The organism is Streptacidiphilus albus JL83, assembly GCF_000744705.1.
GTDB lineage: Bacteria > Actinomycetota > Actinomycetes > Streptomycetales > Streptomycetaceae > Streptacidiphilus > Streptacidiphilus albus.
On the sequence record NZ_JQML01000001.1, the window covers coordinates 988,478 to 1,008,721 of the forward strand.

The following is a 20,244-nucleotide window of genomic DNA, read 5'->3' on the forward strand; positions in this document are numbered from 1 at the left end:
AGGCCGTCCGCCCCGGTGCCGGTCCGCGCCTGGCGGAAGGTCCGCCGCCGGCTGGAGGCCACGGCCGGGATGGTCGCCCCGCCGGTGCCGGTGGCGACCACCGGCGGCGGGCCCTCCACGCTCCGCCCGGTGGGCCCGCACTGCGTGATCGCCCCGCCCGGCGCGGAGCACGAGGCGGCGCTCGCCTCGGCGCTCGGCCGGCTGCTCCCGGTGTCCGATGCGCTGATCCTGCTCGCCGCCGCGCCGGACGCAGCCGCGGTCCTCCGCGCCGGGCTGCCGGAGCTGGCCCGGATCGCCGCCGAACGCTCGGCCGGGGTCCTGGTCCTCGCCGCCTCCGGCCTGGCCGCCGCCCTGCCCAGCGGCCGCCGCCCGGCCGAACAGATCGCGGAGCGCCTCGGGCTGCCGGTCGTCGCCCCGGACGGCCTGGTCGCGGTCGGCCTGGACGGCGCGCTCCAGGTCAGCCCCGCCGGTCCGGACCCGTACGCCCTCGCCGACTGGTGGTACTGCGCCCCGGCCACGGCCCCCGAGCCCCTCGGCCCGAGTTGGCCACCGATCAGCGAGGGCGACTGGGACGAGGAGGAGACGGCCGTCGCCCTGCTCCCCCCGGCGCCGCCCGGCTGGCTGGTCGACCCGGACAGCGCAGGCAGCCTCTGGGCCCGGCCGGAGACCACCCCAGAGGGCACCCCGGAACCCGTCCCGGACGAGCAGCGCCGCCGACTGCTGATCGTCGGCACCCCGAGCCAGCGGCTGACCGAGGACGTCTGGGACCTGCTCGACCCGATGGTGGCCGAGCTGCCCCCGGTCGAACCGGCGCTCTGGGGCCTGCGGGTCGACAGCGCGATGGACGCCGGAACCACCGCCGTCGGCCGCTTCGTCTCCCGGCGGCACGGCCTGGCCTGGCTGCCCAGGGCCACGAACACGAACCGGACGGCGGCCCAGAACTGGGCCCCGGCCACGGTGTCGGCGCTCCCCGAGGCGCAGCAGGAGGCGGAGGGCGCGGCATGGGTCCCGCCGGTGATCGAGCCGGCCACCGAGCTCGCGGTCCTGCGCGGCGGCCTCACCGCCGCGCGGGTCGATGCAGGCACCCCACTGCCCCCGGCGGTCCCCGCCCGGCCGGCGATGCCAACCGTGCCGACGACACCGACCGAACCCGTCGCACCCACCGTGCCGGCGGTGCCCACGGTGCCCACGGTGCCGGCGGTGCCCACCGCACCCACCGTGCCAGCGGTGCCCACCGAACCCACCGAACCCACCGCACCCACCGCACCCACCGTGCCGGCAGTGCCCACCGAACCCACCGAACCCACCGCACCCACCGCACCCACCGTGCCGGCAGTGCCCACCGAACCCACCGAACCCACCGCACCCACCGCACCCACCGTGCCGGCAGTGCCCACCGTGCCGACCGAACCCACCGCACGCACCGTGCCGGCGGTGCCCACTGCACCGACCGAACCCTCCGCACCCACCGCGCCGGCCGTACCCACCGCGCCCACCGTGCCGGCGGTGCCCACTGCACCCTCCGCACTGTCAACACCGTTGCCCGGCTACCCGGTCCTGGCTGCGGCACCGGCTCCGCCTGCCGTGCCGGTGCCACCGCCGCTCGCCGCCCAGCCCGAGCGCGAGCCCATGCCGATACCCGAGCCGGTGCCGGTGCCCGAAGCGGAACCGGAGCTGGAGCTGGAGCTGGAGCCGATCCTTGCCCCGCAGCGGGTGCCCGTACTCGGCGCCGAGCCTGCACCCGAGCCCGAACGCGCGCCCGAACCGGACCCCGAGCCCGAGCCCGAACCGATCCCCGCCCCGACACGGATCCCAGTGCTCGGCGCCGAGCCCGCACGCGCGCCCGAACAGGACCCCGAGCCCGAGCCAGAACCGATCCCCGCCCCGACACGGATCCCGGTGCTCGGCGCCGACCCCGCGCCGGAGCTCGCACCCCACCCGACGCCGGTGCCCGAACCGCAGCCCGAACCGCAGCCCGAACCGGACCCCGAGCCAGAACCCACCGCGCCCGCGCCCGTACCGGCGTCCGCGTCCGCGTCCGCGCCTGGCGGATCCGTGCGGGCCTTCCCGACCGACGTGGCCGGACCCACCGCCGCCCAGGTCAGCAGCGCAGCGGACCGCACCGCGCTGAAAGCGCTGCTCGGACCGCAGTTCCAGCGCTGGGCCAGCCGCGCGGACCAGGTCGCCACCCGGCTGCCCGCGCTCCGTTCCACCATCCAGGACGACATCAAGGCCGACCTGGTCGCCGTCCTGCTGCACCACACCGCCGCCGGTGTGCCCGCCCCCGTCGCCGAACTGACCGCCGCCGCGCGCAGCGGCAGCCCGGGGCCGCTCGCCGCCTACGTCAGCTGCCTGGCGTCCGGTCTGCGCCGACTGCCCAGCCACCACGGCGCGGTGCTGCTCGGCGCTCACGTCGGTCCGGCCGTGCTCGACCACTACCGGCCGGGGACGCTGCTGCACGAACCGGCCGCCGTCTCCGGGCTGACCGCGGTCGAGGCCCGGCTCGACACCCCGGCCGAGTTCGCGATCTGGTCCACCACCGGACGCCGGACCGCCCTCTTCGGGGAACCCGGCGAGGAGGCCGTGGTCGTCTTCCCGCCCGGCACCCGCTTCTCGGTGCTGGAGGTCATCGACGCGGCCGAGGACGCGGGGACCCCGGTCCGGGTGCTGCTCCGCGAGGTGAGCCCGACCGCCCCCGCCGCCGGTGCGGACAACCCCTCCGCCTCGGCCGACTGGGACCGGAACGCCCAGGTCCGGCTGCGGTCCTGGCTGGAGCGGCGGGACGCGCTCCCCGCCGAGGAGCGACGGTCGGTGCCCCGGCCCGAGCGGTTCCGGCTCACTCCCGGCGTGGACGACGGCTGAAGGCGGGATCGGCAGGTAATCATCGGGCTCTCAGACTTCTCCCACGGCCCTCTCAGCGCCTTGCAGCACCATGAGTCAGGTGGCCGTCGCTGCTCCGCCCACAGCGGATGCACCGATCGGCCCACCGAACTGAGGAGCAGTGCATGGGGAAGCCGGAGCCGGGGAGCCGTGTCGAGCGCCAGCAAGCAGCGCGCAGACGGCGTTTCCGGAGATCCACGGCCGTCACCGTGGGCGTCGTCCTCGGCGCGGCCGCGATCGTCGGCTCGGGTACGGGTACGGACACCCGGCTGCTGCGCATCCTGGACGTCTCCAAGCGCGAGCCGATCGCCTCCTCGTCCAGTCGGCCGAGGGCCTCGGCCTCGGCCGTCTCGTCCGGCTCGCAGTCGGCCCGCTCCGGCAGCGCCGCCGAGCCGAAGCCCTCGGTCAAGCCCTCGCCGACGGCCAGCCCCTCGCCGACGGCGAAGCCCGTCCCGGCCCCGCCGACCACCTCGCTCGGCGTCTCCCAGGTGCTGACCTCCGCCCAGCAGCCGGCCCAGGTCGGCGCCATCTTCTCGGGCAGCATCTCCGCCGGCCACTTCTGCACCGGGAGCGTGGTGGACAGCCCCTCCGGGAACATGATCGTGACCGCCGGGCACTGCCTCAGCCCTGGCACCACCACCAACGCCGTCTTCGTGCCCGACTACCGGGACGGTTCCGCGCCGCTCGGGGTCTGGCAGATCAGCAACGTGGTCGAGGCCTCGGCCTGGACCTCGAACCAGGACCCGGACGACGACGTCGCCTTCGCCCTGCTCAAGCCGCTGAACGGGCACACGATCGAGTCCGTCACCGGCTCCTACACTCTCGACACCGACGCCGTGAGCAGCGGCAACGTCCAGTTGACCGGCTACCCGGAGACCACCGACGAGCCGATCAGCTGCACCGGCAGCGCGAGCGGCTTCAGCGCCTCGCAGCTCCAGGTCTACTGCACCGGCTACCCGGCCGGCACCAGCGGCAGCGGCTGGATCGCCGACTACGACCCGACCACCGGCAGCGGCTCACTGGTGGGTGTGATCGGCGGCTACGAGACCGGCGGCAACACGCCGGACGTCTCCTACAGCCCGCTGTTCAACGACAACGTCCGGGTCCTCTACGACCAGGCCGTCACCCTGGCCGGCTGACCGCCGTCCGCCGACCACGACCGCCGACCACGACGAAGCGCCCGCCGGACCACCGGCGGGCGCTTCGGACGTTGTGCGTCGGATCAGACCTGCTCGGCCTTCTCCAGCGCCGAGCAGCAGGTGTTGACCAGCAGACGGGTCACCACGTACGGGTCGACGTTCGCGTTGGGGCGACGGTCCTCGATGTAGCCCTTCTTCTCGACCTCGACCTGCCACGGGATGCGCACCGAGGCGCCGCGGTCGGAGACGCCGTAGCTGTAGACGTCCCACGGGGCGGTCTCGTGAAGGCCGGTCAGCCGGTCCTGGATGCCGAAGCCGTACTGGCTCACGTGCTCCAGCACCTTCTCCTGGTCGGCGCCGAGCGACTCGCAGGCGGTGATGATGGCATCGTAGCCCTCACGCATGGCCTTGGTGGAGAAGTTGGTGTGCGCGCCCGCGCCGTTCCAGTCGCCCTTCACCGGCTTGGCGTCCAGCGTCGCCGAGACCTCGAAGTCCTCGGCGGTGCGGTAGAGCAGCCAACGGGCGATCCACAGGTGGTCGGAGGCGGTCAGCGCGTCCACCGGGCCGATCTGGAACTCCCACTGACCGGGCATGACCTCGGCGTTGATGCCGCAGATGGCCAGACCGGCCTCGATGCAGCGGTCGAGGTGCAGCTCGACGATGTCGCGGCCGAAGACCTCGTCGGCGCCGACGCCGCAGTAGTAACCACCCTGCGCGGCGGGGAAGCCGGCCACCGGGAAGCCGAGCGGACGCTCGCCCTTGAAGAAGGTGTACTCCTGCTCGATGCCGAAGATCGCCTCCTGCGCCTCGAAGCGCTCGGCGATCGGGCGCAGCAGCGCACGGGTGTTGGTCTCGTGGGCGGTGCCGTCGGTGTTGAAGACCTCGCACAGGACGAGGACGTTGTCGCCGCCGCGAATCGGGTCCGGGCACGAGAAGACCGGCTTCAGCACGCGGTCCGACGCGTGGCCCTCGGCCTGGTTGGTGCTGGAGCCGTCGAAGCCCCAGGTGGGAAGTTCGGCGCCGTCGGCCAGAACGCGGGTCTTCGAACGAAGCTTGGCGGTCGGCTCGGTGCCGTCGATCCAGATGTACTCAGCCTTGAAGCTCACGGGCGGCATTCCTCGCGGTGGGGTGGGAACTTAGCGGTGACGTGGCGCGGTGCTCCGCGTCACTGGGGAGGTCCGCTGTCCTGATGGCAAGGAGAATCACAGACCGCAATTTCCCGCCTGTTGCCCATGTGTGAACGGCAGGTTAACCGGCCTCATTCGTGCTACAGGTCACATGAACAGCCAGTACACCCCTGTTTAGCCGTCTCCCGACCCGCCCCGTTCACCGCCTCCGGCGGCCCCGCCACCGGCCGCAGGAGCAGTCGCACTGTCATGAGCACATCGTCAGCGTCCCTCATCCCGACGCCGTCCGCGCCTCACGCCTCGTCCGTCACGCCCTGGTGAACGCCAGCGAGACATTGTGCCCGCCGAAGCCGAAGGAGTTGGACACCGCCGCCTCCCAGGCCCCTCGGCGCGGCTCCGCCCTGACAAGATCGAGTCCGACCTTCGGATCCGGGCTGTCCAGATTGCGGATGGCCGGGACCACGCCGTCCCGCAGCGCCAGCACCGCCGCCGCCGCACCCAACGCACCTGCCGCGCCCAACAGGTGACCGGTCATCGACTTGGTCGCGGTCACCACCGGGTGCAGTCCCAGCGCGGCGGCGACGGCGTCGGCCTCCACCTGGTCCCCGGCCGGTGTCGAGGTCGCATGCGCATGGACGTGCCCGATGTCCCTGGGGGCCAGTCCGCCGTCGGCCAGCGCCTGCCGGATCGCCCGGACCTGCCCGTGCATGTCGGAGGCGGTGATGTGCATCGCGCTGGAGGTGACCCCGGCCCCGGCCAGCAGCGCGTGGACCCGGGCGGACCGGGCCCGCGCCAGGTCCGCCCGCTCCAGCACCAGCACCGCCGCACCCTCCCCCAGCACGAAGCCGTCCCGGTCCAGGTCGAACGGCCGCGAGGCGGCAGCCGGGTCGTCGTTGCGCGTGGACAGCGCCGTCATCTGCGCGAAGCCGGCCAGCGGCAGCGGATCGACACAGGCCTCCGTCCCGCCGACGACGACCACGTCGGCCCGGCCCCAGCGGATCAGGTCCAGCCCCAGCGCCACCGCCTCAGCGCCGGAGGAGCAGGCACTGGCGGGTGTCCGGGCGCCGCCGAGCGCACCCAGGTCGATGCTGACCCAGGCGGCCGGCCCGTTCGGCATCATCATCGGCACCGCATAGGGCGAGACCTTGCGGGGGCCGAAGGCCTCCAACAGATCGTCCTGCGCGAGCAGCGAGTGCGCCCCGCCGATCCCGGTGCCGATGACCACGGCCAGCCGCTCCGGGTCCACGTCGGGTCGCCCGGCGTCCGCCCAGGCCTCGCGGGCGCAGACCAGGGCGAGTTGCTCGCTGCGGTCCAGCCGCCGGGCCTCGACCCGGGGCAGCACCGTCTCCGGCCCGACCAGACAGCAGGCGGCGATCCGGGCGGGCAGCTGCTCCGCCCAGGCGTCGGGAAGCAGCCGGACCCCGGAACGCCCGGCCAGCATGGCCGCCCAGGTGCTCGGCAGGTCACCGCCCAGCGGGGTGCTCGCGCCCAGCCCGGTGACCGCGACCTCGATCGTCCCACTGCCCATCCGTGTGCTCCCGCTCCGGAGAAACCAGACATACCGGCCCTGGAAGCCTGACACGCGGAGGCCGCCCGCCCCGGCAACGCGGCACGGCAAGTCGCTCCGCCCTTCGGCACGTCAGCCGGGCGCCACCACCACGTCGCTCCAGTCCGTCCCCAGCGGCTCGGCCACCGCGCTGCCCGAGCTCGCCGCCGCCAGCCAGGCCGCGAACTCCGCCGCGCGCCCGTCCGGGACGCCCACCTCGATCACCACTCCGGTGGCGGTGTAGTCCAGGTCGCGCACCGGATAGCCGGCCGCCCGCAGCTCGTTCTCCAGCCGCCCGGCCCGCACATGGTCGGTCGCGACCGCGACCACCTCGACCCGTCGCCGCTCCACCACGACCGCCTCGTCGAGCGCCGCCGACACCGCCCCGCCGTAGGCGCGCACCAGTCCCCCGGCCCCCAGCAGCACCCCGCCGAAGTAGCGGGTGACGACCGCCACCGTGTCCGTCAGCCCCCGGCGCCGCAGCACCTCCAGCATCGGCGCGCCGGCGGTCCCGGCCGGCTCGCCGTCGTCGTTCGAACGTTCCCGGCGCGGTTGCTCGCCGACGATGAACGCCGTGCAGTTGTGCCGGGCATCCCAGTACTGCTTGCGCACCGCGGCGATGAACGCCTGCGCCTGCGCCTCGTCCTCGACCCGGGCGACGGAGCACAGGAACCGCGACTTCTTCACCTCGGTCTCGTGCAGCACCGGGTCCTTGACGGTGAGGTAGGGGACCGCCTGTCGTGCAGCCACTGCCGCTCAGCTCCCGGACCGGGCCTGCGTGGTCCGCAGCCCGTCGCAGAGCATCCGGGCGAGCCGCCCGGGCGCCGCGCCCGCCACCCGGGCCCGCTCCGCCGCGACCGCACCGCCGACGACGGCAGGCAGGTCGGCGGCGTCGACATCCGCCCGCACCACACCGGCCTCCTGCGCCCTGACCAGCAGCTCGGCCAGGACCGCGCGCAGCGCGCCGGCCGCACCGAGGGTCGTCTGCTGCAACTCGACCCCCGCGCCCACCAACGCCTCGGCCAGATCCATCTTCGACTCCGCATCGGCGACCATCACCGCCAGGTAGTCGAAGAAGGCCGCTCCCGGCTCCGCGCCGTCGGCGACCGCCGCCAGCGACGCCCGGCCGAGCTCGGTCAGCGCCTCGATCCGGTCGGTCACCACCGCCTCGAACAACGCCTCCTTGGTCGGGAAGTGACGGTAGACCGTCCCGGCCCCGACCCCGGCCTGGGCCGCGATCTCGTCGAGCGGCACCGCCAGGCCCTCCTCCGCGAAGACCGCGCGCGCCGCCTCCAGCACCCGGGCGCGGTTCCGCCGCGCGTCGGCACGCATCGGCCGCGCCGGGCGCCCGGCCGAGCCGGGCTGCTGCTCATGTGCGGCGGTCATGACACTCCTTGACGCAGGCTGCGGCGCACGCACCCCATAGACAAACGGGGCGAGCGTTCCGTATATTCGAATCGGGGCGAGCGTTCCGATTATAGAGCCCCCCTTCCTCCACCACGCCCACCAGCCGGAGCAACCATGTCCACGCACACCCGCACCCCGCGCGAGACCGTCGAACTCCTGATCCGCATCACCGCCGAGGGCGACCGCTCGCAGCTCGCCGACCTCTACGCCCCGGACGTCGTCATCGACATGCCGTTCACCCGACCCGGCTTCCCCGGCCGCACCGAGGGCAACGACTCGATGCGCACCCGGATGAAGGCCGTCAGCGGCCTGTGGAGCTACGAGTCCGTCGACGGCGTGGTGATCCACGAGACCGCCGACCCGGAGGTGGTCATCGCCGAATTCCGCGTCCACGGTCGAATCACCGCAGGCGGAGAGCAGTTCACCCTGACGTACATCATGGTGAGCCGCGTCGTCGACGGCCTCATCGTCTCCTCCAGCGACTACGGCAACCCACTGGAGAGCGAGGTGCTGCTCGCCGCCCTCCCCCGCCCGCTCGACGCCTGAGCCCCGCTGGGCCGACACCGGAAACCGCCCTGCACTACCCTCCTGACCCATGGATCTTGAAGCCGCCGAAGCGTACGCAGTCCAATGGGCCGAGGACTGGAACTCCCACGACCTCGAACGAATCCTCTCCCACTACACCGAGGACGTCGCCTGGGCCTCGCCCACCATCGTCCGCGTGATGAACGACCCCAGCGGTGAACTCCACGGCAAGGACGCGCTGCGCGCCTACTTCTCCTTCGCCATGGAGCAGATGACCGACCTGCACTTCGTGGTCGAGCACGTCCGCGCCGGCGTGAACTCCATCGTCATCGGCTACCGCAACGAACGCGGCATCCCCGTCAGCGAGGTGCTGACCTTCCGCGACGGCCTCGTCTGCCAGGGCTTCGGCGCCTACGGTCGCGCACACGAGGCATAGCCCCCGCCGGCTCCGTCGTCCGGTGTCCGGACATGCCGAAGAGCCCCCTGACCGATGGTCAGGGGGCTCTTCGGCAAAGGTTGTTCGGCGGCGTCCTACTCTCCCACAGGGTCCCCCCTGCAGTACCATCGGCGCTGTGAGGCTTAGCTTCCGGGTTCGGGATGTAACCGGGCGTTTCCCTCACGCTATGACCACCGAAACACTATGAAGATATCGACAACACGCTGCCGGAAGCAGGGGTCGTTTCTTCAGAACAACACAGTGGACGCGTAGCAACTATGGACAAGCCCTCGGCCTATTAGTACCGGTCAGCTCCACCCCTCACAGGGCTTCCACATCCGGCCTATCAACCCAGTCGTCTACTGGGAGCCTTACCCACTCAATGGTGGTGGGAGTCCTCATCTCGAAGCAGGCTTCCCGCTTAGATGCTTTCAGCGGTTATCCCTCCCGAACGTAGCCAACCAGCCATGCCCTTGGCAGGACAACTGGCACACCAGAGGTTCGTCCGTCCCGGTCCTCTCGTACTAGGGACAGCCCTTCTCAAGACTCCTGCGCGCGCAGCGGATAGGGACCGAACTGTCTCACGACGTTCTAAACCCAGCTCGCGTACCGCTTTAATGGGCGAACAGCCCAACCCTTGGGACCTACTCCAGCCCCAGGATGCGACGAGCCGACATCGAGGTGCCAAACCATCCCGTCGATATGGACTCTTGGGGAAGATCAGCCTGTTATCCCCGGGGTACCTTTTATCCGTTGAGCGACGGCGCTTCCACAAGCCACCGCCGGATCACTAGTCCCTGCTTTCGCACCTGCTCGACCCGTCGGTCTCACAGTCAAGCTCCCTTGTGCACTTACACTCAACACCTGATTGCCAACCAGGCTGAGGGAACCTTTGGGCGCCTCCGTTACATTTTAGGAGGCAACCGCCCCAGTTAAACTACCCACCAGACACTGTCCCTGATCCGGATCACGGACCCAGGTTAGACATCCAGCACGACCAGAGTGGTATTTCAACGACGACTCCACAACCACTGGCGTGGCCGCTTCAAAGTCTCCCACCTATCCTACACAAGCCGAACCGAACACCAATATCAAGCTATAGTAAAGGTCCCGGGGTCTTTCCGTCCTGCTGCGCGAAACGAGCATCTTTACTCGTAATGCAATTTCACCGGGCCTATGGTTGAGACAGTCGAGAAGTCGTTACGCCATTCGTGCAGGTCGGAACTTACCCGACAAGGAATTTCGCTACCTTAGGATGGTTATAGTTACCACCGCCGTTTACTGGCGCTTAAGTTCTCAGCTTCGCTCCGTCGAAACAGAACTAACCGGTCCCCTTAACGTTCCAGCACCGGGCAGGCGTCAGTCCGTATACATCGCCTTACGGCTTCGCACGGACCTGTGTTTTTAGTAAACAGTCGCTTCTCGCTGGTCTCTGCGGCCGGCCCCAGCTCGGAGTGCAAGACTCGTCACCAGTTCCGGCCCCCCTTCTCCCGAAGTTACGGGGGCATTTTGCCGAGTTCCTTAACCATAGTTCACCCGAACGCCTCGGTATTCTCTACCTGACCACCTGAGTCGGTTTGGGGTACGGGCCGCCATGAAACTCGCTAGAGGCTTTTCTCGACAGCATAGGATCATCCACTTCACCACAATCGGCTCGGCATCAGGTCTCAGGCTCATGTTGTGCGGATTTGCCTACACAACGCCCTACACCCTTACCCCGGGACTACCACCGCCCGGGCTGGACTACCTTCCTGCGTCACCCCATCGCTCACCTACTACCCTGTTGGGTCAGCGGCTCCACCACTCCTCATCACCCGAAGGATCCGAGACGGCTTCACGGCTTTAGCATTCAGAGGTTCGACGTTGGCGCTTCAAAGCGGGTACGGGAATATCAACCCGTTGTCCATCGACTACGCCTGTCGGCCTCGCCTTAGGTCCCGACTTACCCTGGGCAGATCAGCTTGACCCAGGAACCCTTGGTCAATCGGCGCAAGAGTTTCCCACTCTTGTATCGCTACTCATGCCTGCATTCTCACTCGTATACCGTCCACGACTGGCTTCCGCCGCCGCTTCACCCGGCACACGACGCTCCCCTACCCATCACAGCCCCCGTTAGGAGTTAAGCTGCAATGACACGGCTTCGGCGGTGTACTTGAGCCCCGCTACATTGTCGGCGCGGAATCACTTGACCAGTGAGCTATTACGCACTCTTTAAAGGGTGGCTGCTTCTAAGCCAACCTCCTGGTTGTCTCTGCGACTCCACATCCTTTCCCACTTAGCACACGCTTAGGGGCCTTAGCCGGTGTTCTGGGCTGTTTCCCTCTCGACCATGGAGCTTATCCCCCACAGTCTCACTGCCGCGCTCTCACTTACCGGCATTCGGAGTTTGGCTAAGGTCAGTAACCCGGTGGGGCCCATCGCCTATCCAGTGCTCTACCTCCGGCAAGAAACACGCGACGCTGCACCTAAATGCATTTCGGGGAGAACCAGCTATCACGGAGTTTGATTGGCCTTTCACCCCTAACCACAGGTCATCCCCCAGGTTTTCAACCCTGGTGGGTTCGGTCCTCCACACGGTCTTACCCGCGCTTCAACCTGCCCATGGCTAGATCACTCCGCTTCGGGTCTTGGGCGCGCTACTAAACCGCCCTATTCGGACTCGCTTTCGCTACGGCTACCCCACACGGGTTAACCTCGCAACACACCGCAAACTCGCAGGCTCATTCTTCAAAAGGCACGCAGTCACGACAGCTATGTGCAAGCACACGCTGCGACGCTCCCACGGCTTGTAGGCACACGGTTTCAGGTACTATTTCACTCCGCTCCCGCGGTACTTTTCACCATTCCCTCACGGTACTGTCCGCTATCGGTCACTAGGGAATATTTAGGCTTAGCGGGTGGTCCCGCCAGATTCACACGGAATTTCTCGGGCTCCGTGCTACTTGGGAGAAACTCAAGAGAGCCGTACAGGTTTCGTCTACGGGGGTCTTACCCTCTACGCCGGACCTTTCGCATGTCCTTCGACTACCCATACGGTTTCTGACTCTCCGACCGGCCGGCAGACCGATCAAGAATTTTCCCACGACCCCAGCCACGCAACCCCTGCCGGGTATCACACATGACTGGTTTAGCCTCATCCGATTTCGCTCGCCACTACTCTCGGAATCACGGTTGTTTTCTCTTCCTGCGGGTACTGAGATGTTTCACTTCCCCGCGTTCCCTCCACACTGCCTATGTGTTCAGCAGCGGGTGACAGCCCATGACGACTGCCGGGTTTCCCCATTCGGACACCCCCGGATCAAAGCTCGGTTGACAGCTCCCCGGGGCCTATCGCGGCCTCCCACGTCCTTCATCGGTTCCTAGTGCCAAGGCATCCACCGTGCGCCCTTAAAAACTTGGCCACAGATGCTCGCGTCCACTGTGCAGTTCTCAAGCAACGACCAGCCACCCATCACCCCCACCCGACAAGCAGGCAAGGTTCACTGGGGCCGGCGTACCGAAGACAGACCTTGCGGCCGTGCCCTCAGGACCCAACAACGTGCCCGGAACGGCCAACACCCACAGAACTTTCCACGCCGAAGCAGTACTCGTGTCCATGACGATGATCGCGCCGAATAGTCAACGTTCCACCCATGAGCGAACCAGCACCGGACAGTCGCCGGTGTACTGGCCCTCTGCCCGACCGAAGCCGGGAGAAGAGCTCCTTAGAAAGGAGGTGATCCAGCCGCACCTTCCGGTACGGCTACCTTGTTACGACTTCGTCCCAATCGCTGGTCCCACCTTCGACAGCTCCTTCCCTTGCGGGTTAGGCCACCGGCTTCGGGTGTTACCGACTTTCGTGACGTGACGGGCGGTGTGTACAAGGCCCGGGAACGTATTCACCGCAGCAATGCTGATCTGCGATTACTAGCAACTCCGACTTCATGGGGTCGAGTTGCAGACCCCAATCCGAACTGAGACCGGCTTTTTGAGATTCGCTCCACCTCGCGGTATCGCAGCTCATTGTACCGGCCATTGTAGCACGTGTGCAGCCCAAGACATAAGGGGCATGATGATTTGACGTCGTCCCCACCTTCCTCCGAGTTGACCCCGGCAGTCTCCTGTGAGTCCCCGACATTACTCGCTGGCAACACAGAACGAGGGTTGCGCTCGTTGCGGGACTTAACCCAACATCTCACGACACGAGCTGACGACAACCATGCACCACCTGTATACCGACCACAAGGGGGCGACCATCTCTGGCCGTTTCCGGTATATGTCAAGCCTTGGTAAGGTTCTTCGCGTTGCGTCGAATTAAGCCACATGCTCCGCTGCTTGTGCGGGCCCCCGTCAATTCCTTTGAGTTTTAGCCTTGCGGCCGTACTCCCCAGGCGGGGAACTTAATGCGTTAGCTGCGGCGCGGACCACGTGGAATGTGACCCACACCTAGTTCCCAACGTTTACGGCGTGGACTACCAGGGTATCTAATCCTGTTCGCTCCCCACGCTTTCGCTCCTCAGCGTCAGTAATGGCCCAGAGATCCGCCTTCGCCACCGGTGTTCCTCCTGATATCTGCGCATTTCACCGCTACACCAGGAATTCCGATCTCCCCTACCACACTCTAGCCTGCCCGTATCGAATGCAGACCCGGAGTTAAGCCCCGGGCTTTCACATCCGACGTGACAAGCCGCCTACGAGCTCTTTACGCCCAATAATTCCGGACAACGCTCGCACCCTACGTATTACCGCGGCTGCTGGCACGTAGTTAGCCGGTGCTTCTTCTGCAGGTACCGTCACTTGCGCTTCTTCCCTGCTGAAAGAGGTTTACAACCCGAAGGCCGTCATCCCTCACGCGGCGTCGCTGCATCAGGCTTTCGCCCATTGTGCAATATTCCCCACTGCTGCCTCCCGTAGGAGTCTGGGCCGTGTCTCAGTCCCAGTGTGGCCGGTCGCCCTCTCAGGCCGGCTACCCGTCGTCGCCTTGGTAGGCCATTACCCCACCAACAAGCTGATAGGCCGCGGGCTCATCCTGCATCGCCGGAGCTTTCCACGCACACCCCATGCGGGGATGCGTCGTATCCGGTATTAGACCTCGTTTCCAAGGCTTGTCCCAGAATGCAGGGCAGATTGCCCACGTGTTACTCACCCGTTCGCCACTGATCCACCCCGAAGGGCTTCACCGTTCGACTTGCATGTGTTAAGCACGCCGCCAGCGTTCGTCCTGAGCCAGGATCAAACTCTCCGTGAATGTCATTCCGTAATCGGAACAGCACTCGCGTTGAGCGGCACAGCGACCGGCGGAATAGCCGATCCCGTGCACTGCGTCCTCGCTAGTGTTTACTACAGTTTTTCCCAAAGGTACCTCGACCGTCCACATGATGTGGCCGGACGGGGTATCAACATTTGGCGTTGACTTTTGGCACGCTGTTGAGTTCTCAAGGAACGGACGCTTTCTTCAAGACCCTTTCACCGGTCTCTCCGAGCGCTTCGTTCGTTCTTCGTTGTCTACCTTAGCAGACCCTTTTCGGTGTCTGTTCCGGTGATTTCCGAACTGCCTTTCGTGGGCAGGCCCATAATGTAGCGCAATGTTCATTGCGCTGGAAATCAGGGGCTTGGCCGCCGGGACACGTCAACCTCAGGAGGTTTTCGTGGGCAGAGATGCCACGGTACAGCGGGCGACCGGCAGGGGCAAATCGGCTCCGGACGTGGCGTGGCGCGGCGGTCGACCGGACCGGTGGCCCTTGCCGCCGAACGCCGCTGACGGCGGCTCATACGCCCGGCGGGCTCATCACGTGCGCCGGGTATGTCTGATTTAGGCTGATGGACGCGAGACGTACTGGAGCCCCGTAGGAGGCCTGAGCATGACGAACGTGACCTCACCGCTGAGTGGACGTGCCATCGGACTCGCCGGAGTTCCGGACCCGGTCTTCTCCGGCGCCATGGTGGGGCCAGGCACGGCGATCGACCCGGTGCGCGAGCCGGGGGCGGCGGTGTCGCCGATCGACGGAACCATCGTCTCCATGCATCCGCACGCCTTCGTCGTGGTCGACGACGAAGGGCACGGGGTCCTCACCCACCTGGGGATCGACACCGTTCAGCTCAACGGCGCCGGCTTCGAACTGCTGGTGCAGAAGGGCGACACGGTCAAGCGCGGCCAGCCGGTCGTCCGCTGGGACCCGGCCGCGGTCGAGGCCGGGGGCAAGTCGCCCATCTGCCCGGTCGTGGCACTGGAGGCCACGGTCGACGCGCTGCAGGATGTGCTGGAGACCGGAGAGGTGAAGGCGGGCGAGACGCTCTTCTCCTGGAGCTGAGTGGTCCGACGAAAATCCTGCGGCCGCCTACGGCCGCACCCAACCGGAGACTGGTGATATGGCAGAGACGCTGCGCGGCGTTGGTGTGAGCCACGGGGTCGCGATCGGACAGGTGCGGCACATGGGGACCGCAGTGCTGGAGCCGCCGGCGCAGCAGACGCCGACCGCCGAGGCCCCGCGGGAGCAGGCGCGGGCCCGGCAGGCCGTGGAGGCGGTGGCGGCGGACCTGCAGGCCCGGGGGAACCTGGCCGGCGGCGAGGCCCAGGCGGTGCTGGAGGCCCAGTCGCTGATGGCGATGGACCCCGAGCTGATGGCCGACGTCGAGCGGCGGATCACCGTGGGCAGCACGGCCGAGCGCGCCGTCTACGACGCGTTCGCCTCCTACCGGGCGCTGCTGGCCAACGCCGGTGAGTACCTCGCCGGGCGGGTCGCGGACCTGGACGACGTACGGAACCGGATCGTGGCCCGGCTGATGGGCGTGCCGATGCCGGGTGTCCCGGACAGTGACGAGCCGTATGTGCTGTTCGCGCGGGACCTCGCGCCGGCCGACACCGCGCTGCTCGACCCCGCGCTGGTGCTGGGCTTCGTCACCGAGGAGGGCGGGCCGACCAGTCACAGCGCGATCCTCGCGCGGGCGCTCGGGGTTCCGGCGGTGGTGGCCTTCGCCGGGGCGACCGGCATGGCCGAGGGCGTGGTGGTCGCGGTCGACGGCAGCACCGGGGAGGTCCTGGTCGACCCCTCCGCCGAGGAGCAGGCGCGGCTGCGGGCGGTCGCGGCCGAGCGGAAGGCGGCGCTGGCGGCGTCCTCCGGGCCCGGACAGACATCGGACGGTCGGCTGGTGCCGCTGCTGGCCAACATCGGCGGCCCGGCGGACGTCCCGGCGGCGGTGGCGGCCGGCGCCGAGGGGATCGGGTTGTTCCGGACCGAGTTCCTATTTTTGAATCAGCACAGCTTGAATCAGCACAGCTTGAATCAGCACAGCTTGAATGAGCACCGCTTGGAGCAGCACGGCTCGGAGGGGCTGAGTTCGAAGCCGCCGTCGGAGGAGTCCCAGGTCGAGGCCTACCGGGCAGTACTGGAGGCCTTCCCCGAGGGACGGGTGGTGGTCCGGGTGCTGGATGCGGGCGCCGACAAGCCCTTGGAGTTCCTGTCCCCCGGGGACGAGCCCAATCCTGCCCTCGGGGTGCGCGGGCTGCGCAGTCTGCTGGAGCACCCGGAGGTGCTGCAGACCCAGTTGCGGGCGCTGGCGCGCGCCGCCGCCGGGCTGCCGGTGTACCTGGAGGTGATGGCGCCGATGGTGGCTGACCGGATCGACGCGCGGGCGTTCGCGGACGCCTGTCGGACGGCCGGTCTGGGGGCGAAGTTCGGGGCGATGGTGGAGATCCCCTCGGCGGCGCTGCGGGCGCGTTCGATCCTGGAGGAGGTCGAGTTCCTCTCGCTGGGCACCAATGACCTCGCCCAGTACACCTTCGCGGCCGACCGTCAGGTCGGGGCGCTGGCGCGGCTGCAGGACCCCTGGCAGCCGGCCCTGCTGGACCTGGTGGCGTCCGCTGCCGAGGCGGCCCGGGGGCGGGCAAGAGCTGCGGGGTGTGCGGGGAGGCCGCCGCCGACCCGGTGCTGGCCTGTGTGCTGACCGGGCTCGGGGTGACCAGCCTGTCGATGGGCGCGGCGTCGATCCCGTACGTCCGGGCGACGCTGGCGAAGTACACCTTCGCCCAGTGCGAGCGGGCCGCCGCCGCCGCGCGGGCGACGGACACCGCCGAGGAGGCACGGAAGGCGGCCAACCAGGTGCTCTCCGGCGAGTAGCGAGCAGTCGCGAGCAGTCGCGAGCAGTCGCGAGTAGTAGCGACTCGTAGCCGGCACGGGCGGACGGGCGGCTCCCCGGTGCGGGGGCCGCCCGTCGGCGTCAGTCGCTGCCGGGGGCGTGCCGGGCGGCGGCCAGCGCGACGAAGGGGTCGAGGGTGGCCGGGTCGTCCAGCGAGCCGGGGTTGACCGCCCGGGCGAGCGGGGTGCCTCCGAGGATGCGCTTGACCGGGACCTCCAGCCGCTTGCCGGTGAGGGTGTGCGGCAGCGCGGCGACGGCGATGATCTCGTCCGGGACGTGACGGGGCGACAGCTGCTCGCGCAGGGCGTTCCGGACCGCCGTGCGCAGTTCCTCGTCCAGGACCGCCCCTTCGGCGAGGACCACGAAGAGCGGCATCCAGTAGCCGCCGTCGGGCTGCTCCAGGCCGATGACCAGGGACTCCCGGATCTGCGGCAGCCGTTCGACGACCTCGTAGATGTCGGCGGAACCCATCCGGACGCCCTGGCGGTTGAGGGTGGAGTCGGAGCGGCCGTGGATGACGACGGTGCCGCGCGTACTGATGGTGATCCAGTCGCCGTGCCGCCAGACGCCGGGGAAGTCCTCGAAGTAGCTCTCGCGGTAGCGGGTGCCCTCCGGGTCGTTCCAGAAGTGGAGCGGCATGGACGGGACGGGCTTGGTGACGATCAGTTCGCCGACCTCGCCGATGACCGGCTTGCCGTCGGCGTCCCAGGCCTCCAGGGCCACGCCGAGGCAGGCTGCCTGGATCTCGCCGACGTACACCGGCAGCGTCGGGACGCCGCCGACGAAGCAGCTGCACAGGTCGGTGCCGCCGCTGACCGAGGCGAGCCAGAGGTCCGCGCGGACCCGGTCGTGGATCCAGTGGAAGCCGTCGGGCGGCAGCGGGGAGCCGGTGGTGCCGATCGCGCGCAGCCGGGAGAGGTCGAGGTCCCGGCCGGGGTGGAGGTCGGCCTTGGCGCAGGCGGTGATGTAGGCGGCGGAGGTGCCGAAGACGGTGACCCCGGCGCGTTCGGCGATCCGCCACTGGGCGTCGGTGGCCGGGTAGCCCGGACTGCCGTCGTAGGTGACGATGCTCGCGCCGACGAGCAGGCCGGCCAGCAGGAAGTTCCACATCATCCAGCCGGTGGAGGTGTACCAGAAGAACCGGTCCTCCGGGCCGAGGTCGAGGTGGAGCCCGGCCTGCTTGAGGTGTTCGACGACGATGCCGCCGTGGCCCTGGACGATGGCCTTGGGCAGGCCGGTCGTGCCCGAGGAGTAGAGCACCCAGAGCGGGTGGTCGAAGGCGACCTGTTCGAAGACCGGCTGCTCGTCGCCGGAGGTGAGCGCGGACCAGTCGCGGGCGCCGTCCGGGGACGGGGTGCCGAGCAGCGGGATGTGCACCACCTCGCGCACCGAGGGCAGTTCGCGGCGCAGTTCGGCGACGACGGCGCTGCGGTCGTGGGCCTTGCCGCCGTAGCGGTAGCCGTCGACGGCGAAGAGCAGCACCGGTTCGAGCTGCTGGAAGCGGTCGAGCACGCTGCGGGCGCCGAAGTCGGGGGCGCAGGAGGTCCAGACCGCGCCGACGGCGGCGGTGGCGAGCACGGCGACGGCGGCCTGCGGGACGTTGGGTACGTAGCCGGCGACGCGGTCGCCCGGGCGGACGCCCAGTTCGCGCAGGCGCGCGGCCAGCGACCCGACCTGGCGCCGCAGCTCGGCCCAGGTGAGGACCTGCGGGTCGGCACCGCTCTCGTCGAGGTGGAGCACGGCCGGCTGCTCGGCGTGCTCGGCGGCCTCGCCGTGGCGCAGGGCGTGTTCGGCGTAGTTGAGCCGGGCTCCGGGGAACCACTCGGCGCCGGGCATGGCGGCTCCGGCCAGCGCGCGGGTCGGCGGGGTGGAGAAGCGGACGTCGAACCACTGGGCGACGGCGGTCCAGAAGCGGTCGAGGTCGTCGGTGGACCAGGCATGCAGGGCGGCGTAGTCACCGGTGGGTGCGCCGTGGTGTTCGGTGGCCCAGTGCTGGAAGCGCACGAGCTGGGTGGCCTCGGCGCGTCCGGGATCGGGCTGCCAGAGGGGGGTGGGCGAGAGGGGACCAGGGGTGGGGGTGCTCATCGCGGCGCTCCGTTGCATCGGGTCGCGGCGCAGCGGGGTGGGCTGCGCTGCCGGACAGCAATCTCCCATGCGGAGGCTGGTCAGGCCAAGGTCGCCGGGGTGGCGCGCCGATCAGGGCGGTCTACTCGCGCTCGGGTCGGAGCAGGGCGGGCTGGAGCAGCCGGGCCCGCCGGCCCGGTAGAGCCGGGGGCGGGGTCCGCCCCGGGTGCCGCTGCGGCTGCTGGTCCGGCCGGTGGCGACGACGAAGCCGGGGACGGAGAGGACCTTGCGGTGGAAGTTGCCCGCGTGCAGCTGCTCCCCCCAGATCTCCTCGTAGACCGCGCGCAGCTCGGGAACGGTGAACTCGGGTTCCAGGAAGGCGGTGGCCAAGGGGGTGTACTCCAGCTTGGCGCTGGCCCGGTCGAGGGCGTCGGCGAGGACCTGGTCGTGGTCGAAGGCCAGGACCGGCGGCTCGCCGGGCTCCGGCGGTGCGCCGGGGAGTCGTACCCGGTCGCCGGACCCACCCCCGCGAGGTCCGGCGACCGGAGTCCAGGCTGCCGAGGCAGCGTCGCCGCCGGCCTGCGGATCGGGCAGGTCGGGAGCGAAGGCGAGATAGGCCACGGAGACGATGTGCATCCTCGGGTCGCGGTCGGGCGACCCGTAGGAGCCGAGCTGTTCGAGGTGGACCCGGCGCAGCGCGGCGGCGTCCAGGCCGGTCTCCTCGGCCAGTTCGCGGGCGGCGGCCTGGTCCAGGCCCTCCTGTCCGGCGCGGACGAAGCCGCCGGGAAGGGCCAGGTAGCCCTGGTAGGGCGGCTCGGCGCGCTCCACCAGCAGGACGTGCAACCGGTTGGACCGCAGTGTCAGGGCGACGATGTCGACGGTGACGGCGACCGGTGTGAAGGCGCGGGGGTCGTAGTCCGCGAGCCAGTCCTGCTCGCCCGGACGGGCGGGGCGCGGGGCGGGCTGCGGGGCCATCGGACACTGCTCCTTCACGTTGTTCTCAAA

At 69.1% G+C, this 20,244-nt stretch carries 10 protein-coding genes, 3 rRNA genes and 2 pseudogenes; 6 read left to right on the plus strand and 9 right to left on the minus strand.

The features are described from left to right. Nucleotides 1-15 precede the first annotated feature (15 nt). Both BS75_RS47790 and BS75_RS04285 read left to right on the plus strand, forming a co-directional pair. Nucleotides 16-2,862, plus strand: a complete 2,847-nt coding sequence (locus tag BS75_RS47790) for a hypothetical protein (protein WP_052069165.1) — start codon at nt 16-18, stop codon at nt 2,860-2,862. A gap of 143 nt (nt 2,863-3,005) precedes the next feature. Further along, the gene (locus tag BS75_RS04285) at nt 3,006-4,019 is read left to right on the plus strand and encodes a trypsin-like serine peptidase (protein ID WP_160312300.1); all 1,014 of its coding nucleotides are present in this window, start codon (nt 3,006-3,008) and stop codon (nt 4,017-4,019) included. A gap of 83 nt (nt 4,020-4,102) precedes the next feature. On the opposite strand, the gene glnII is transcribed toward BS75_RS04285, so the two are convergent. The 4 genes from glnII to BS75_RS04305 form a co-directional block, all read right to left on the minus strand. Further along, on the minus strand, nt 4,103-5,125 hold the full coding sequence (gene glnII / locus BS75_RS04290) for a glutamine synthetase (RefSeq protein WP_034087241.1): 1,023 nt from the start codon (nt 5,123-5,125) through the stop codon (nt 4,103-4,105). A 328-nt stretch (nt 5,126-5,453) separates the two neighbouring features. Then, complete coding sequence (locus BS75_RS04295; RefSeq protein WP_034087242.1) at nt 5,454-6,674, minus strand: beta-ketoacyl-[acyl-carrier-protein] synthase family protein; 1,221 nt, start codon at nt 6,672-6,674, stop codon at nt 5,454-5,456. Between the two features lie 111 nt (nt 6,675-6,785). Next, entirely contained in the window at nt 6,786-7,442 is a 657-nt protein-coding gene (locus BS75_RS04300; protein ID WP_042439988.1) for a YigZ family protein, read from the minus strand. 6 nt (nt 7,443-7,448) lie between these two features. After that, nucleotides 7,449-8,078 carry a TetR/AcrR family transcriptional regulator gene (locus BS75_RS04305; protein ID WP_042439987.1) on the minus strand — a complete coding sequence of 210 codons (630 nt, stop codon included), beginning with the start codon at nt 8,076-8,078 and terminating at the stop codon, nt 7,449-7,451. Nucleotides 8,079-8,213: 135 nt separating this feature from the next. On the opposite strand from BS75_RS04305, the gene BS75_RS04310 reads away from it, so the two are divergent. Further along, nucleotides 8,214-8,645: a nuclear transport factor 2 family protein gene (locus BS75_RS04310; protein WP_052069167.1), complete on the plus strand. Its 432-nt coding sequence runs from the start codon at nt 8,214-8,216 to the stop codon at nt 8,643-8,645. 49 nt (nt 8,646-8,694) lie between these two features. Then, on the plus strand, nt 8,695-9,060 hold the full coding sequence (locus BS75_RS04315; RefSeq protein WP_034087243.1) for a nuclear transport factor 2 family protein: 366 nt from the start codon (nt 8,695-8,697) through the stop codon (nt 9,058-9,060). Between the two features lie 82 nt (nt 9,061-9,142). On the opposite strand, the gene rrf is transcribed toward BS75_RS04315, so the two are convergent. The 3 genes from rrf to BS75_RS04330 all read right to left on the minus strand — a co-directional run bounded on the left by rrf (nt 9,143) and on the right by BS75_RS04330 (nt 14,287). Then, nucleotides 9,143-9,259, minus strand: a 5S ribosomal RNA gene (gene rrf / locus BS75_RS04320). Between the two features lie 79 nt (nt 9,260-9,338). After that, nucleotides 9,339-12,461: ribosomal RNA gene (locus BS75_RS04325) — 23S ribosomal RNA — on the minus strand. Between the two features lie 307 nt (nt 12,462-12,768). Continuing rightward, nucleotides 12,769-14,287 (minus strand): 16S ribosomal RNA (locus BS75_RS04330). Together the 16S, 23S and 5S rRNA genes form the textbook arrangement of a ribosomal RNA operon. Before the next feature lie 613 nt (nt 14,288-14,900). Here BS75_RS04330 and BS75_RS04335 point away from each other — a divergent pair. Both BS75_RS04335 and BS75_RS43155 read left to right on the plus strand, forming a co-directional pair. Then, nucleotides 14,901-15,350, plus strand: coding sequence for a PTS sugar transporter subunit IIA (locus BS75_RS04335; RefSeq protein ID WP_034087244.1), 450 nt, complete (start codon nt 14,901-14,903; stop codon nt 15,348-15,350). 58 nt (nt 15,351-15,408) lie between these two features. Continuing rightward, nucleotides 15,409-17,156: pseudogene (locus BS75_RS43155) on the plus strand (phosphoenolpyruvate--protein phosphotransferase). Nucleotides 17,157-17,256: 100 nt separating this feature from the next. Here BS75_RS43155 and BS75_RS04345 read toward each other — a convergent pair. Both BS75_RS04345 and BS75_RS43160 read right to left on the minus strand, forming a co-directional pair. After that, nucleotides 17,257-19,260, minus strand: a complete 2,004-nt coding sequence (locus BS75_RS04345; protein WP_034087245.1) for an acetoacetate--CoA ligase — start codon at nt 19,258-19,260, stop codon at nt 17,257-17,259. A gap of 121 nt (nt 19,261-19,381) precedes the next feature. Beyond that, a pseudogene (locus BS75_RS43160) lies at nt 19,382-20,214 on the minus strand (NUDIX hydrolase). Between the last annotated feature and the right edge of the window lie 30 nt (nt 20,215-20,244).

What these genes read in the sequence shown, in the direction of transcription:
- BS75_RS04285 (WP_160312300.1), top strand. Translation starts at nt 3,006, where the DNA reads ATGGGGAAGCCGGAGCCGGGGAGCCGTGTCGAGCGCCAGCAAGCAGCG.
- BS75_RS04295 (WP_034087242.1), bottom strand. Translation starts at nt 6,674, where the DNA reads ATGGGCAGTGGGACGATCGAGGTCGCGGTCACCGGGCTGGGCGCGAGC.
- BS75_RS04305 (WP_042439987.1), bottom strand. Translation starts at nt 8,078, where the DNA reads ATGACCGCCGCACATGAGCAGCAGCCCGGCTCGGCCGGGCGCCCGGCG.
- BS75_RS04310 (WP_052069167.1), top strand. Translation starts at nt 8,214, where the DNA reads ATGTCCACGCACACCCGCACCCCGCGCGAGACCGTCGAACTCCTGATC.
- BS75_RS04315 (WP_034087243.1), top strand. Translation starts at nt 8,695, where the DNA reads ATGGATCTTGAAGCCGCCGAAGCGTACGCAGTCCAATGGGCCGAGGAC.
- BS75_RS04335 (WP_034087244.1), top strand. Translation starts at nt 14,901, where the DNA reads ATGACGAACGTGACCTCACCGCTGAGTGGACGTGCCATCGGACTCGCC.
- BS75_RS04345 (WP_034087245.1), bottom strand. Translation starts at nt 19,260, where the DNA reads ATGAGCACCCCCACCCCTGGTCCCCTCTCGCCCACCCCCCTCTGGCAG.